The organism is Streptomyces sp. YPW6 (assembly GCF_018866325.1).
GTDB lineage: Bacteria > Actinomycetota > Actinomycetes > Streptomycetales > Streptomycetaceae > Streptomyces.
On the sequence record NZ_CP076457.1, the window covers coordinates 368,821 to 383,961 of the forward strand.

Here is a 15,141-nt window from a genome sequence, read left to right on the forward strand (position 1 = left end):
GCTGGTCCTCCTGGTTCACATGTGGTGCGCGGCGGGCGGTGCGAGCCGGGCGGAGCCGAGTTCGTCGACGGCGGCGCGGGCCGTCTCCAGCAGCGTCGGATACGACTCGTAGTGCCGGACGTCGCTCAGATAGGTGCCGTCCGCCCGCCTCATGACGTGCAGCGGCCTGCCGTCGATACGGATCTCGGCGACCGGCTCGGCGGCGCCCGCGATCCGGTCGCCGCCCGGGGCCTCCGCGGGGAGGACGGCGGTCGCCGTCCCCCGGATCTCCCGGCCCCGGTACATCTCGGTGAACTCCTCCGTGGTGGCCCGGGAGCCGGATCCGGCGCCGGGTCCGGGCGCGGGCCGGGCGGCGCCGGCCGGTTCGTGGCGGAGCAGCGGGTACAGGGCGCCGGCGGTACCCGTGACGACGGCGGCGGTGAAGGCTCCGCGCAGGACGGTCCGGCGGGAGGGGATGGGGGCGCCGCCCGGTTTCGCGGGGGTGGGGCTCATGAGGTGACTGCCTGCCTCTCGTTAACTCGTCCGAGGTGCTTCTGATGGCGATGTTGACAACGAGGCGGTGGCGAAACAGTTCTCGTGCGTGCGGCGTACGGGCGCACCGGCGGCGGCCTCGTTCCGGCAAACGCGTGAGGGTGCGGGGCGTTCGGCGGTGACGGGCCGCGTCGTGGGAGCTGCGGTGGCCGGCCGGCCGGACCATGGCTTGGCGAATCGTGGAGGTGGTGGGCATGACCGTTCCGTACCAGTCGTCCGGGGATCCCGTGCTGCGCGCGGCGGACGTCGATCTGGCCGACCCGGCGTTCTGGCGGCTGCCGCGCCCCCAGCGGCTCCGGGCCTTCGCCCTGCTGCGGGAGCTGGACGCGCCGGTGCTGTTCACGCCCCGGCCCGGTACGGCGCGTACCGCCGGGAAGCCGTTCCACGCGTTGGTGCGCCATGCCGACGTGCGGACGGCGAGCCGTACGCCCGGGGTGTTCGCCAGCGCGCCCGGGGTGACCACCCCGGAGCCGGCCGGCTGGGCGAAGGCGCTGTTCGGGAACTCGATGGTGAACATGGACGGGCAGGAGCACGCGGCGCTGCGCCGGATCGTCTCCCGGCGGTTCACCCCGCGCCTGCTGGCGGGCGTCGAGGAGAACGTCGGGCGGCTCGCGGAGCGGCTGGTGGACGAGCTGATCGCCGAGCGGCCGCGGGACTTCGTGCTGTCGGCGGCCTCGCGGCTGCCCCTGGAGGTGATCTGCGACCTGATGGGCATCCCGCGGGCCCACCGGGCGCGGATCGCCGAGCAGATCGACCACGCCTCGGAGCATGTCGGCGTGGAGCGGCGAGGGCGGGCCCGGATCCGGATCCCGGGGCGCGGGCTGGCCTCCCTGGCCCGGATGCAGTGGGTGATGGGGAGGCTCGCCGCACAGCGCCGCCGTCACCCCGGGGACGACCTCGTCTCGGCGCTCGTGTGTGCGGACATCGACGGCGAGGCGCTGTCGGGGCGGCAGTTGGGCGCCTTCTTCTCGCTGCTGCTGGTGGCCGGGGTGGAGACCACCCGCAACGCCATCGCGCACGGGCTGTTCCTGCTCGACCGGCATCCGGAGCAGCGGGAGCTGCTGCGGTCCGACTTCGACCGGTACATCGGCGGGGCCGTCGACGAGATCGTGCGGCATTCGACTCCGATCATCCAGTTCCGCAGGACGGTCACCGCCGAATTCGCCCTGGGCGGTCGCACATTCCTGCCGGGCGAGAAAGTCGCACTCATCCACGCGTCCGCCAACCGCGATGAGGCTGTTTTCACCCATCCGGATCGCTTCGACATCACCCGCTCGCCCAATCCTCATCTGGGATATGGCGGCGGGGGTCCGCACCACTGCCTGGGTGCGCATCTGGCCCGCCTCGAAATGACCGCGCTGTTCCGGGAACTGATCGACCGACGCCCCGTCATGGGCGGTCTGGGCGACCCGGGACTGGTCGATTCGAATTTCGACAACCGGGTCGGCTCGTTACCGTTCACCTTCGGCCCAACATTCACCTGAACGGCACGTCCGCAACGCCGAATACGATAAATGGACTCCCCCCGCATGCCTCCGGGGCATGATGATGAAACGCTCTCCCCACCGGGCCGAACGGACCGGAATTCATCACAGCCAGGAGGAGCAATGCCGGCCAAGCGCCGACTCTTCGTTTCGTGTATCGCGGCGCTTGCTCTCAGCCTGCTGGCGGGCGGCGGCATCGCGGGCCAGTCGCCACCGGGCACCGATTCCGTCGACGGCGCGGCCCCCGGGGGGCCGCGGAGGGTGAGCGGTACGGCGCACGGGGCGTACCTGGACTACGGGCCCGCCGGGATCCGCAGGATGGCCGAGTTCTCCCGCTGGCTGGGCGGGGCGGAGCTGCGGGTGGGGCACACGTATCTGCCGGGCGATCTGTGGGTGAACATCGAGGGTTCCCCCGACTTCCTCGACACCTGGGCGGACTGGAAACGCGCGGACCCGGACCGGATGTTCGTCCTGAACGTCCCGATGCTGGAACGCAACGAGGCCGGGGTCCCGGACAACGAGGTCCGTCGCCTGCTCCGGGCCGGAGCGGCGGGCACCTTCGACCAGCACTTCACCCGGCTCGCCGAGCGCCTCGTGGATCTGGGTGTACCGGACACCGTGATCGTGCTCGGCTGGGAGATGAACGGCACGACGTACACGCACCGGTGCGGTCCCGACCCCACGTCCTGGAAGGCGTACTGGGAGCGGATCGTCACGGCGATGCGCGCGGCGCCCGGTCAGGAGTTCCGCTTCGACTTCACGCCGAGCCGGGGGCGGGACGCGGTGCCGTGGACCGAGTGCTACCCGGGCGACGACGTCGTCGACATCATCGGGATGGACTCCTACGACCAGCCTCCCGGTGAGACCTTCGACGACCAGGTCACCGACCCGTACGGACTCCAGAAGCACGTCGACTTCGCCGCGGAGCGCGGCAAGCCCATCTCGTTCCCGGAGTGGGGGCTCTTCCGCAACGGCGACAACCCCGAGTACATGCGGCGGATGCTGGAGTGGATCGACCGGCACGAGCCGCTCTACCAGACGGTCACGGACTACTGCCCGCACGGTGTCTGGCGGTGCGGGAGCAATCCGCGGTCCTCGAAGGTGTTCCGGACGATGATGACCGAGATGGCCGCGCCCGGGAAGCCCGCGCCCGACCCGTCGCCGACCCCGACCCCGACCCCGACCCCGACCCCGACGGACGTTCCCACGGACCCGAGTCCGTCGCCGACCGTTCCGCCGTCCGCGCAGCCGTCCCCGCCCACGGCTCCCTCGCCCTCGCCCACGCCGCCGGGGCCCGGCACTCCGCCCGACCGCACGTGGTGCATCACCCTGCCGTCCGCCGAATGGCTGGGGCCGTGGCTGCCGGAGCGCGAGATCTGCTTCCGCTTCTGACCCCGGGCAGGAGAGCGGCTCCGGTCCTCCCGTCGGAGGCCGGAGCCGACCACCCGCACGGGTCCAGCGGGGGACGAGCCCCCAGGCGGCCATGTCCCGCCCGTCACGCCGCCGAACGGGAACCGCGCCCGGACCGCGCACGCGGCACCGGGCGCGGTCCGGGGCGACGCGCGACCATGGAAACCTACAGAGGGTGGTGAGGTGCAATGGCATCCGCCGATGAGGGCTTCCCGGCGGAGCCCGGCCCGCTGCCCTCCGGGGACGGCCGGGGACCGGCGCGGAGGGCCGACGACGCGGCCGCCGTGATCGCCGGGGACGGCACGGTCATCGGCTGGACCCGCGGGGCCGAGGCCCTGCTCGGGTATCCGGCGGCCGAGGTGGTCGGCCGGTCCGCCGCCCTCCTGCTGACCGGCTCGCCGGACCCCCTCCGGACGGCCGCGGTGGCCGCGCGCTGCCGCGCCGGTTCGGCGTGGAGCGGGCTCGTCGCCCTGCGGGGCGGGGACGGCCGGTCCCTGGACGTCGACGTGCGGGTCACCGCCTCCTTCCGGATCGCCGGGCAGGAGGTCTTCCTGGTGTCCGGGCGGGAGCTGACCCCGCACTGGACGATGAGCGGGTCCGTGCTGGACGACTTCATGGCCCGGTCCCCGGTCGGGATGGCCGTGCTCGACCCCGGCCTGCGCTATCTCTGGCTCAACGACACCCTGGAGCGGTTCGGCGGCGTACCGCGCGAGCAGCGTCTGGGGCGCAGGCCCGGCGATGTTCTGCCCGCGGCCCTGGCGGCCCCCATCGAGCGGTTGATGCGGCAGGTCCTGTCGACCGGGGAGGCGGTCACGGACTACGAGTACCTGGGCTGGAGCTGGGCCGATCCGCACCGCCGACGGGCGTACGCGAGCTCGTTCTTCCCGCTGGCCGACGCGCAGGACCGGCGGATCGGCATCGGCTACATGGTCCGTGACGTCACCGACCGGTGGAACGCGCGTCGGCTGCTCGCGCTGGTCAACGAGGCCGGGGCGAGCATCGGCTCGACCCTGGACGTCCAGCGTACGGCGCAGGAACTCGCCGACTTCGCGGTGCCCCGGTTCGCGGACTTCGTCTTCGTGGACCTGCTGGAGAACCCGTTCGGCGGGGAGCGGCCCGGGTCGGCCACACCCGCCGAGGGCGAGCGGCCCGCCATGCGCCGGGCGGGCATGAGCTCGGTGCGCGAGGGCTGTCCGGAGGCGGTCGTCCGGATCGGGGAGGCCGTCGACTTCGTGCCGCCGCCGCACGACGCGCACTTCCTGCTGGCGGGCGCCCCGGTGCTGCTGCCGGCGCTCGACCCGGACAGCCACGGGTGGGCGCAGGAGCACCCGGCGCGGGCCGCCCGCATCCGGGAGTTCGGGCTGCATTCGCTGATCTGCGTCCCCATGCGGGCCCGCGACACCGTGCTGGGGCTGACCACCTTCATGCGTTCGCAGAACCCGGTGCCGTTCGACGAGGACGACGTGGCGCCCGCCCGGGAGCTGGTGGCACGGGCCGCCGTGTGCGTGGACAACGCCCGCCGCTACACCCGGGAGCACACCGCGGCCCTGGTCCTCCAGCGGAGCCTGTTGCCGCAGACGCTCCGCGGCGGGACGGCGCTGGACGTGGCGTGGTCCTACCTCCCGGCGGACGCGAAGGACGGGGTCGGCGGCGACTGGTTCGACGTGATCCCGCTGTCCGGGGCCCGGGTGGGCCTGGTCATCGGCGATGTCGTCGGGCACGGCATCGGGGCGGCCGCGACCATGGGGCGGCTGCGTACCGCCGTACAGACGCTGGCCGACATGGACCTGCCGCCGGACGAGCTGCTGGCCCGCCTGGACGATCTCGTCCTGCGGCTCAGCGAGGAGGAGCGTGCCGGAGGTCCTGCGGAGCGGGGCGGCTCGACGGTGGTCGGGGCGACCTGTCTGTACGCCGTCTACGACCCGACCAACGGCGCCTGCACGATGGCGCGGGCAGGCCACCCTCCGCCGGTGGTCGTCGCCCCGGACGGGGCCGTCTCCTTTCCCGACCTTCCCCCGGGGCCGCCGCTCGGTCTCGGCGGGCTGCCCTTCGAGTCGCTGGAGATCCTCCTGCCCGAAGGGAGCCTGCTCGGGCTCTACACCGACGGGCTCATCGAGGGGACCGACAGGGACGTCGAGGGCGGCATGGAGCGGCTGAGCCGGGAGGTGTCCCGGGGCGGCCTGCCGCTGGAGGACCTGTGTCCGGCGGTGGTCAAGGAGCTGCTCCCGGTACCGCAGCCGGACGACATCGCGCTGCTCCTCGCCCGGACGCACGTCCTGAGCCCGGAGCATCTGGTGTCGTGGGACGTGCCCGTGGACCCGGCGGCGGTCGGCGAGATCCGGGCGAAGGTGTCCCGCCGGCTGGAGGCGTGGGGGCTGGAGGAACTGTCGATGACGACGGAGCTGATCGTCAGCGAGCTGGTGACGAACGCGATCCGGTACGCCTCCGGTCCGGTCCGGCTGCGGCTGTTGTTCCAGTCGGCGCTGACCTGCGAGGTGTCCGACGCCAGCAACACCTCACCGCGGCTGCGGCACGCCAGGACGACGGACGAGGGAGGGCGCGGCCTGTTCCTCGTCGCGCAGCTCGCCCACCGGTGGGGCACGCGCTACACGCCCCGGGGGAAGATCATCTGGGCGGAGCAGCCGGTTCCCTGAGCACCGCGTCGCTCGCGGACCGGGGGGCGGGCCCCGATTCCTGGTCGGGTGCCGTCCGGTGGCGGGGTGCCTCAGGGTCCGGGGCCGCCATCCGCTCGCGGGCGAAGAGGCGGGTCAGGGCGCCGCCGGCCCGGATCAGCTCGTCCCAGGTGCCCTCCTCGACGATGCGCCCGCCGTCCAGGACCGCGATCCGGTCGGCTCTGCGGACGGTGGCCGGGCGGTGGGCGATCACCAGGGTCGCCCGGGTGGCGGAGCCGGCCGCGAGGGCCAGGGCCAGTTCCGCGTCGCCCCGGTGGTCCAGATGGGCGGTCGTCTCGTCCAGGACGAGGACGCGCGGGCCGCTCAGCAGGCCGCGGGCCAGGGCCACCCGGGCACGCTGGCCGCCGGAGAGGGTCGCGCCGCGCTCGCCGACGGGGGTGTCGAGGCCGTCGGGCAGGGCGTCGGCGACGGTGTCGACGCCGCAGATCCGGACCACCGCGTCGAGTTCGTCCGCCGTCGCCCCGGGGGCGCCCAGACGGAGGTTCTCGGCGAGCGTGCCGTGGAAGAGCGGGGCCTCCTGCCCCACCACGGACACAGCGGCACGCAGGTCGTCCTCAGCGAGGTCCCGCAGGCCGACGGGGTGGGCCGGGGCGGGGGGCACGAGTTCCACGGCGCCTTCGGCCGGGTCCCAGTAGCGGGCCACGAGATGGGCGCAGGTCGACTTGCCGGCCCCGGACGCTCCGACGAGGGCCACCGTCTCACCCGGCCGGACGGTGAGGTCGACGCCGTCCAGTACGGTCCCTCCCCCGTACCCGAACCGTACGCCGCGCAGCCGCAGGCCGAGCGGGCCCGGTGGGAGGGGGCGGGGGTCGGTGGCGGCAGGCGCTCCGCGGGGCGTGGACGGCGGACCGGACCCGGGCCGCGGCGGCGCGCAGGCCACCCGCCCGGCCGAGCGCGGCCGCCGATTCCGCGACCGGGGCCAGGGCGCCGAGGGCGAGCGCCATGGCGGCCGGGGCCCACGCCCCGTCGAGGCGCTGGTCGGAGGCGGCGTGGGCGGCGGCGGACACGACCCCGATGACGGCGGTCACGACCAGCAGGTCGCGGGCCGCGCCCGCGCCGGTCTCCCACGACTGTTCGGCGCGCTGGGCGCGGGCGAGCCGCCGCCCGGCGGACCGGAGCCGGGCCCGCCTGCGGTTCAGCGAACCGGTCATCAGGAGCTCGCGCAGCCCGTCGACGCTCTCCACGGTCTCCGACGACAACTCGGCGAGCGCGCCGCGGGTGCGGTGCCCGCGTTCGGCCCGGCCGCGCGCTTCGACCAGGGGCGACCAGATCAGGAGCAGGGCGGCCGGTACGACGGCGAGCAGCAGCCAGGGCCCCAGAGCCGCGAGCACGGCCGCCGCCACCACGAAGACCGCACCGGAGGCGAGCAGTTGGGCGATGGCGTGGGCGTAGAAGAACTCCAGTGCCTCGACGTCCCCGAGGGCGGTGGCCGCGAGGTCGCCGCTGCGCCGGCCCGCGATCCGGGCGGGGGCACTGCGCGCCAGCCCGTCGAAGACCCGGACGCGCAGTTCGGCCAGGACCCGGTAGGCGAGGTCGTGCGAGAGGTCCATCTCACGCCAGGTGGCCAGGGCCCGGAGCAGGACGAGCCCGATCAGGAGGGCGACGGTCCCGGGGGCGGGTGGCTGGTGCCGGGTGACGGCTGTGCCGACCGTGTACGCGGCGAGGGTGACCAGGGCCACCAGGGCGGCCTGGTCGACGAGGGCGGCCAGGCAGGTACGGAGCACGGTGGCGCGGTGCGCGCCGAGGACCGGGAGAAGCGAGCGCAGGGCGCCGGCCGGGGGCCGGGTCGGGTTCGGGTTCATGCGGCGCGCTCCTCCTGTGCGGTGCGTCCGGCCGCGACGAGCGAGGCGTACACGCCGCCGCCCGCGAGCAGGGTGGTGTGGTCGCCCGCGGCGGCCACACGGCCCCCGTCGAGGACGACGATGTGGTCGGCGTGGCGGACGGCGTCGAGCCGGTGGGCGACGACGATGCAGGTGCGGCCCCGGCCGGCCGCCGCCAGCTCCCGGACGATGCGCGCCTGGCCGCGTTCGTCGACCGCGCTGGTGGCCTCGTCGAGGACCAGGACCGGGGCGTCGGACAGCAACGCCCGCGCCAGGGCGATCCGTTGGCGCTGTCCACCGGAAAGCGTGGCACCGCGTTCACCGACGAGGGTGGCGTAACCGTCCGGGAGCCGGGCGATCTCCTCGTCGATCCCGGCGGTGCGCGCGGCGGTGCGCAGTTGCTCGTCCGTGGCGGCCGGGCGGGCGATGCGCAGGTTCTCCGCGATCGTGGCGTGGAAGAGGTAGGTCTCCTGGGAGACCACGGCGATGCCCCGGCGCAGCGAGGCGAGGGTGTACGCGGCGGTGTCCGTCCCCGACACGGTCACGCGTCCGCCGTCCGGGTCCCGTTGCCGCAGCAGGAGGCTCAGCACGGTCGACTTGCCCGCGCCGGACGGGCCGACGAGGGCGGTGGTGCGCCCGGGCGCGGCGGTGAAGGACACGCCGTCGAGGGCGGGCCGGGCGCCCCCCGGGTGGGTGAAGTGCACGTCCTCGAAACGGATGCCGGGAGCTGTCTCCCAGGCGGCGGCCACGGTGCCCCGGTCCGGGACGGCGGCTTCGGCGGTGCGCAGGCCGGCGATGCGGTCGGCCGCCGACACCCCGAGGTAGCCCGCGTGCCACTCACGGGAGAGGTCGCGGACGGGGCGGAAGCATTCGGAGGCGAGCAGGAGCAGGAGGTAGGTGCCGGTGGCGGCGGTACGCCCGGAGGCGGCCGAGGCGCACGCCACGAGGACGGCGGCGGCGGTGCCGCCCTGGACGGCCAGATCGGTGAGGCCGGTGTCGACGAGCGAGACCCGGAGTTTGGCGACGGTGCTGCGGTGCAGGGCCGCCGAGCGCCGCTCCAGCCGCTCCCGTACGCGGCCGACGGCACCGGTGCTGCGCAGCGTCGGCATCCCCTGGAGCGCCTCCAGGTAGTCGGCGGCGAGGGCTTCGTAGGAGTCCCAGTGCTCCTTTCCGCGCCGCGCCAGCAGCCGGTCCCACAGGCGCGGCCCGAAGAGGGCGAGGAGCAGGGCGGGCCCGAGGGCGAGAGCGGCGTACGGCTCGACGAGCGCGACGGCGACGAGGAGCAGCGGCGGTGCGGCGGCGGTGACGAGGAGTTGCGGCAGGTAGCGCGAGATGTACGCGTCGACGCCTTCGACCCCGTCGACCAGCGTGGCCCGTACGGCTCCGGCCCGCGCACCGGTGATCGCGGTGGGGCCGAGCGCGCCGAGCCGCTCCAGCAGGGTGTCGCGCAGCCTCACCCGCACGGTGGCGCCGGCCGTGACGGCGGTCAGGCGCTGGGCGCGTCCGAGGGCGGCGCGGAGCAGCACGATGCCGGTCACGGCCGTGAGCAGGGGTGCGAGGTGGTCCGTCCTCCCCTGCGCGATCCGGGAGAGCACGAGGGCGAGGAGGACGGCCTGGGCGAGGTGGGTGGCGGTGACCGCCGCGAGCAGTGCGGTGGCGAGGCCGAGCGGGCGGCGCGCGGTGCGCGCGGCGCGCAGGAGTTCGGGGTGGAGCATCATGGGCGTTCTTCCTCGCCTGACGGGGCCGCCGGGGCGGCGGGTGCGGGGGTGGGCGGCGTCAGGGCCGACGCGGTCGCGGCGGGGGCGGTCGCCGTCGGCGCGGGTGCGCCCAGTGCGAGACCGTGCACGATCGGGTCGCGCCCCGGGGGGCCGCCGAGCGCCGCGCCCAGGTCGGCCTGCTGCCAGGAGCCGATGGGGCGTGAGCGCAGGCCCAGGGCGGTGGCGTGCGCCTGGGCCGCGCCGGCCGCGTATCCGGCGACGAGGTGGCCGGCCCGGACGGTGGCCCGCGGGGCGTCGTCGGGGCAGCCGTGGGCGAGCAGTACCGCCCCGGCAGTGCCGATCCACCGCTGGCCCGAGGCCCAGCGGGCGAGGGTGGGGCGCGCGTCGCCCACGGCACGGACGCCGAGGCCCGGCCCGCCGGGAACCGCTGTGTACAGGGCCGGGGTGGCACCGCCCACGGCGAGCGTCCAGGCGGGCCCTTCCGGCCGCACGCTCCGGGCGGCGGCCAGGATCCGGGCGAGCGGCTCCTTCCCGGGCGGGCGGTTCAGGTCCTCGGGCGGGGCACTGCGGCGCGCCGCCAGCACCTCGTCGGTCACCTGCCCGGGACGCCGGGCCGGATGCCAGGTGCCACCGGGTCGCCCCGGTGCTCCGGCGATGTGGTGCAACAGGTGCCGTGCGTGGGCGAGTTCACGGGGCGGTGCGGTGTCCGCCCCGGGCCGCGGCGCCGGGGCCGAGGCGCGGGGCAGAGCAGCCCAGGCGCGCAGCGCCGACGCGGACCCGAGGGGCCCGCCCTGGGCCGTCAACCGTACGGCCGCGAGCGGGAGTTCCGGCTCCGTGCCGGGCCAGACGTCCTGCCAGTCCGGGGCGCCGGGGAGTCCGGCGGCGGCGGACAGGAGCGCGCCGTCCGCGTCGAGGGAGACCAGCACATCGGCGGTGGCGGCCCCGGCCAGCGCGAGGGCCGCGACGGCATGGCCCGTGTCGAGGAGCAGCAGCGGCCAGGCCCGGTGGCCGTAGTGGGCGACGGTGCGGGACGCGGCCGCGGTGAGGACGACGAGTGCGCCCGGGGGTGCCCCGTCGGGGGCCGGGCCGCGCCGGTGGGCGCGGTGGGTACGCGGGTCGTAGGCGTAGCGCCCGGACGGCAGCGAACACCCCGGCCCGAGCAGCAGATGGGCGCGCACCGGGTGCAGCGCGCCCGCCGAGGGAACGGGGCGCAGCCGCCCCGGTGTGCCGGCGGGGGCGGCCAGGGAGAGCCGCAGGACTCGGTCCAGGTCGATCCCGGGCCCCGGCTCACCGGCGTTCGCGGCGACGGGGCCGATCCAGGGGGACGGGCGCTCCGGAACGTACGGGGACAGTCGCGGAACGCGCGGCGACCGGGCGTCCGCGAGCGCGGTGCGCAGGAGGTCCGGTGCGGCGGGCAGGACGGCGCCCGCCCCGCGAACGGCCGCGGCAGCTCGGTCCGGCGTGTCGGTCATGGTGGCGCGCTCCATCACATGTGCGGCGGCGGGGCGAGGGTGAAGTCCTCCGGTGCCGCGGGCGGCCGGGTGCGCCAGCCCCGGGCGAGCGCCGCCTCCGCGAGACGGGGGCAGCCGAAGTAGCCGAAGGCGGCCGGGGCGTTGGGGATCAGCCCGGAGACCAGGACCCGGGCGACGCGCAGCGTGGTCTCGGCGACGTCCTCCGTGGTGAGGTCCGCGGTGATGACCCGGTGGCCTCCGGCGGCGAGCGCCGCGTCGAGTGCGGTGCGGCTGCCGGGTGCGATCGCGGTGACCGGGACGGTGCCCAGGGCGGGTTCGGTGAAGCGGCGGGCGAGCGGGGCCATCCGCTCGTCCAGCCACACCTGGACATGGGCGCCGAGGTCCCGGACGGCGGCGAACTCGGGCCCGCAGGCGTCGAGATAGCGCCGGTCGGCCCGGTGGTCGAGATAGAGGCCGCGGGCGAGCATCCCGGCCTCGATCGCCTCGTACACCCATCCGTCGGCCTCCACGGCGCCCTGGGTGAACACCCAGGTGTGCACGGCCTCCAGGACCGCCTTCCGGGCCGCTTCCGCCGGGTCGTACCGGCAGGCGAACCCCGCCGCGTACATGCCGCGCCCGGGGTCGTGCACCAGGGCGGCGACGCAGGGGGCGAACTCGGAGGGCAGTTCCACGATGTGCACCTCCAGCCCGCACCCGGCCAGGTCCTCGGTGAGCCCGGGGACGCTCGCCGGGTCGATGCCACGGGTGAGTCCGTCCAGGTGCCACCAGAGTTCCAGCGCGTCGCGCTCGACGACTTCCAGGAGGCCGCGCTCGACGGCGTCGTCGAGGCCCTGGCCGGTGGCGATGCCCGCGTAGTTGAGGTGGTGGGTGCGGGGCAGTGAACGCAGCTCACCCTGGCGCCAGTTGAGGTGGGTCAGGGCTACGGGGGCCCAGCACGGTTCGCCCGTCTCCACGGCCCGGGTCCACAGCGCCGGTGTGTCGTGGGTGAGTTCGGCGTACGGGAAGCCGGGGCGTCCGTACTGCCAGGGTGCGTACGCGGGCAGCGCGCCGGGCCCGTAGATGCGGGCGCCCTCCGCGGTCAGCTCGGCCGCGGTCGCCCGCCGGGGCTCCTGGGGGTGGCCGGGCGGCGGGAGGCGGTTGCCGCAGTACCGTTCCACGGCCTCGGCCACCGCGGCGATCCAGGCGCCCCGGGGGTCGCCGAACGTGGTGCCGAGTGACACCCGGTCGGCGGGCCAGGCGCCGAGGCGGCGGGCGTCGGCGACGTCGGCGGTCATCGCGGTGTAGCGGGGCGGCGCTCCGGCGGGGTGTTCGACGGGGGCGACGGCCCGGACGATCCCGCTGACGGGGTCGACGAGGGCTTCGAGGGGCAGGGCGCTGGTCAACGGCATATCTCCGGTACGGGCTCGACGTAGCGGCGTCGGGCGACGACGGGCAGGTCAAGGGCGCTGCCCCGGGGGTTCACGGTGCGCCGGGACGGGACGAGCCGGGTGGCCGCGACCGGGTCGTCGCCGGTGTGCGGGTTGCGGGCGTGGGCGGGGAAGTGGTGTCCGGCGATCTCGGCCCGCAGCCGGGTCCCGGCGGGCAGCCTGCGGCCGAGGATGCCGAGCGGCACGGTGATGTCCGCGGGCTCGCCGGGCGGGCCGGTGCGCCGGACGATGCCGAGGGCGAGCGGGTCGGCCCGGCCGGACGGGTCGAGCGCGGTCAGGCGTACGGCCCAGTCGGCCGAGGGGGTGTCGGCGGTGGCGTTGATCCGGGCGACGGCGGCGCCCGCCAGGTCGAGGGGGCGGGGCAGCGGCGGCGAGAGCAGCAGACAGCGGTCGGCGTGATCGCCGCCGGCCGGGACGGCGAGGCTGTCCGAGCGCACGGGGCGCTCCGGATCCGCACGGAACTCGGCCCCGTGGAGCAGCCGTAGACCGGTGGACGAGCCGAAGGGCCAGCGGCGCTCGCCCCCGGAAGGGGGCGCCGCACGGTGGGTGTTGTGCCAACGCCCGCTGTCGCCCAGGGCGATGGCCCCGTGACGCGTCGGCTCCAGGCGCCCGGCGAGCGCGGCGCGGGCCCACCGCACGTACAGCGCACCGAGGTTGAGGCGGGCACGGGGCGGCAGGGACCGGTCGGCGGTGAGGCGGTGTCCCCAGGGCCCGAGCAGCAGGCGCGCCGGCCCTCCCCAGCCGCGCCAGAGGGCCACGGTGTCCTCGGCGAAGGGGTCGCGGGTGCCGCCGACGGCGAGCAGGGGAAGACGGGCGGTGGCGCCGAGCGACACGAGGCGGCCGCGTTCCCGGTCGTCCCAGAGGCCGGACCAGGACGGCAGTTCGCGCCCGAGGCCGGTGGCCAGCCGCTCCGCCAGGCGGGCGACAGGGAGGTGTTCGAGCAGCCGGGGGTCGTCGGCGAGCGCACGCTCCAGCGCGTCCGGGTCGGAGTCGTGGCGGTCGCCGTGGGCCGCCCACCAGCCGGCCCGGGCCCACAGCCGTTCGGGCCCGCCGGGCTCGCGCGCGGTGTCGGCGAGCCCGAGCGCGGGAACGGCGGCGATGACGGCGTCGGGGACTCCCTCGACGTGCGCCGCACCGGGGTCCGTGTCGGGGACGTCGAGTGCGGTGACGAGGGCGCAGTACGCGGCGTAGGAGGCGCCGGCGGCGACGACTTCCCCGTTGCTCCACGCCTGGGCGCGGATCCAGGAGACCGTGGCCGCACCGTCCGCCCGCTCGTGGCCCCGGTACGGGTGCCACTCCCCCGGTGATCCGTGGCGGCCGCGTACGTCCTGGGCGAGGGCCGCGAATCCGTGCGCCGCCCAGCCGCGCAGCTCGGCGCGGTGGGCCTCGCGCCCGTACGGGGTGCGGATCAGGACGGCGCGGCGGAGGCGGCTCCCGTCCGGGAGGCAGACGTCGGTGGCGAGCGGAGTGCCGTCCGGCGCGGGCACGGACACGGTACGGATGTTCACGGGCGGACCCCGGGGGCGCTCGCACCGGTGCGCGTCCTGGACGGGGCCGGCGCGGGCAGCGGCGCGACGTCCGGGACGGGGAGCACCGGGTGTTCGGTGAAGGTGAGATCGCGCAGGTCGATCCGGCGCAGCCGACGTCGGGCCGGGAGACCCGTCGGCCGCTGCCCCGCGCCGTCCACACGCATGCCCGCGCCCGCGCCTGCAGGCCCGGCTTCGGCTTCCGCTTCGGCTCCGGCTCCGGCTTCGGCTTCGGCTTCGGCTTCGGCTTCGGCTTCGGCTTCGGCTTCGGCTTCGGCCCAGGCGATCAGATCGGCGGTGAGCAGCGCGGCGATCAGCGCGGCGGACGCCTCGGTGGGGTGCGGGCCGGTGTCGGGGGTGCGGTGCCCGGCCCAGTACGCGGCGAGTTCGCGGTGGGCGGGGGTGGCCGCGAGCCTGCGGAGACGGACATGCCGGGAGGTGACGTCCCCCGGGGCCGCGGCGAGGGGCTCGATCCAGCTGTGGGAGCCCTCCCGGTGGCAGCGCAGCCAGGCGATCCGTCGGTGCGGCAGCCGGTCCGCCCTGTCCCAGAGTCCGTCGGGCACGGGCGAGTCCAGACACCACACCACGGCGGGACGCGCTTCGGGGCGGTCGCCCGGGGCCGCCCGGGCGAGTTCCGCCACCTGGTCCGGGGTGATCGGCCGGACCTCGGCCCCTTCCGCCCCGGCACAGCGCGCCACCGGCCCGGTCAGCACGGGGTCGCCGAGGAGGTGGACGGTACGGCCGGCGAGCGGAGCCCGGGGCGGGGCGGACACCGCGTGCCCGGCGGCCTCGAACGCCTCGACGAGCCGGTCCAGTTCGGCGGTGCGCGGTTCCCGGGCCGGCGCTTCCCCGTCCGGCGCGTTCTCGCCCGCCAGCCGGCGCACCAGGGCCTGTCCGGTGACGCCGCCGGTGTCGATGCGCAGGAACTCTCCTCCGGAGGTCCGGAGCACGGGTGCGGCTCCGGGAACGGTGACGATCCCGGTGCCGGGAGCGAGTCGACTGCGGGTCACGGAATCCTCCGGGTCGGTGAGGGGAAGTGCGGGGGCGAAAGTCCGGGGGC

The 15,141-nt window shown here is 75.9% G+C and carries 9 protein-coding genes and 1 pseudogene; 3 read left to right on the forward strand and 7 right to left on the reverse strand.

All coding sequences use genetic code 11. The features are described from left to right. Positions 1–15 precede the first annotated feature (15 nt). Positions 16–492 carry a tyrosinase cofactor gene (locus tag KME66_RS01630; RefSeq protein WP_216318072.1) on the reverse strand — a complete coding sequence of 159 codons (477 nt, stop codon included), beginning with the start codon at positions 490–492 and terminating at the stop codon, positions 16–18. A 233-nt stretch (positions 493–725) separates the two neighbouring features. Between KME66_RS01630 and KME66_RS01635 the strand changes: the two genes are divergently transcribed. The 3 genes from KME66_RS01635 to KME66_RS01645 all read left to right on the forward strand — a co-directional run bounded on the left by KME66_RS01635 (position 726) and on the right by KME66_RS01645 (position 6,079). After that, positions 726–2,015, forward strand: a complete 1,290-nt coding sequence (locus KME66_RS01635) for a cytochrome P450 (protein ID WP_216318076.1) — start codon at positions 726–728, stop codon at positions 2,013–2,015. Positions 2,016–2,138: 123 nt separating this feature from the next. After that, positions 2,139–3,407: a glycoside hydrolase family 26 protein gene (locus KME66_RS01640; protein ID WP_216318080.1), complete on the forward strand. Its 1,269-nt coding sequence runs from the start codon at positions 2,139–2,141 to the stop codon at positions 3,405–3,407. Positions 3,408–3,613: 206 nt separating this feature from the next. Continuing rightward, positions 3,614–6,079, forward strand: coding sequence for a SpoIIE family protein phosphatase (locus KME66_RS01645; protein ID WP_216318083.1), 2,466 nt, complete (start codon positions 3,614–3,616; stop codon positions 6,077–6,079). On the opposite strand, the pseudogene KME66_RS33745 reads toward KME66_RS01645, so the two are convergent. The 6 genes and pseudogenes from KME66_RS33745 to KME66_RS01680 form a co-directional block, all read right to left on the reverse strand. Then, a pseudogene (locus KME66_RS33745) lies at positions 6,051–7,920 on the reverse strand (ABC transporter ATP-binding protein). The gene KME66_RS01645 and the pseudogene KME66_RS33745 sit on opposite strands and share 29 nt — an antisense overlap. Further along, entirely contained in the window at positions 7,917–9,656 is a 1,740-nt protein-coding gene (locus tag KME66_RS01660; protein WP_216318091.1) for an ABC transporter ATP-binding protein/permease, read from the reverse strand. Before KME66_RS01660 ends, KME66_RS33745 begins: the two are co-directional and overlap by 4 nt. After that, positions 9,653–11,128: a nitroreductase gene (locus KME66_RS01665; protein WP_253208199.1), complete on the reverse strand. Its 1,476-nt coding sequence runs from the start codon at positions 11,126–11,128 to the stop codon at positions 9,653–9,655. Before KME66_RS01665 ends, KME66_RS01660 begins: the two co-directional genes overlap by 4 nt. Positions 11,129–11,142: 14 nt before the next feature. Next, the gene (locus tag KME66_RS01670; protein WP_216329016.1) at positions 11,143–12,510 is read right to left on the reverse strand and encodes a YcaO-like family protein; all 1,368 of its coding nucleotides are present in this window, start codon (positions 12,508–12,510) and stop codon (positions 11,143–11,145) included. After that, positions 12,507–14,063: a CocE/NonD family hydrolase gene (locus KME66_RS01675; protein WP_216318097.1), complete on the reverse strand. Its 1,557-nt coding sequence runs from the start codon at positions 14,061–14,063 to the stop codon at positions 12,507–12,509. Before KME66_RS01675 ends, KME66_RS01670 begins: the two co-directional genes overlap by 4 nt. Continuing rightward, the gene (locus KME66_RS01680) at positions 14,060–15,091 is read right to left on the reverse strand and encodes a hypothetical protein (protein ID WP_216318100.1); all 1,032 of its coding nucleotides are present in this window, start codon (positions 15,089–15,091) and stop codon (positions 14,060–14,062) included. The genes KME66_RS01675 and KME66_RS01680 overlap by 4 nt, the downstream gene beginning before the upstream one ends. Between the last annotated feature and the right edge of the window lie 50 nt (positions 15,092–15,141).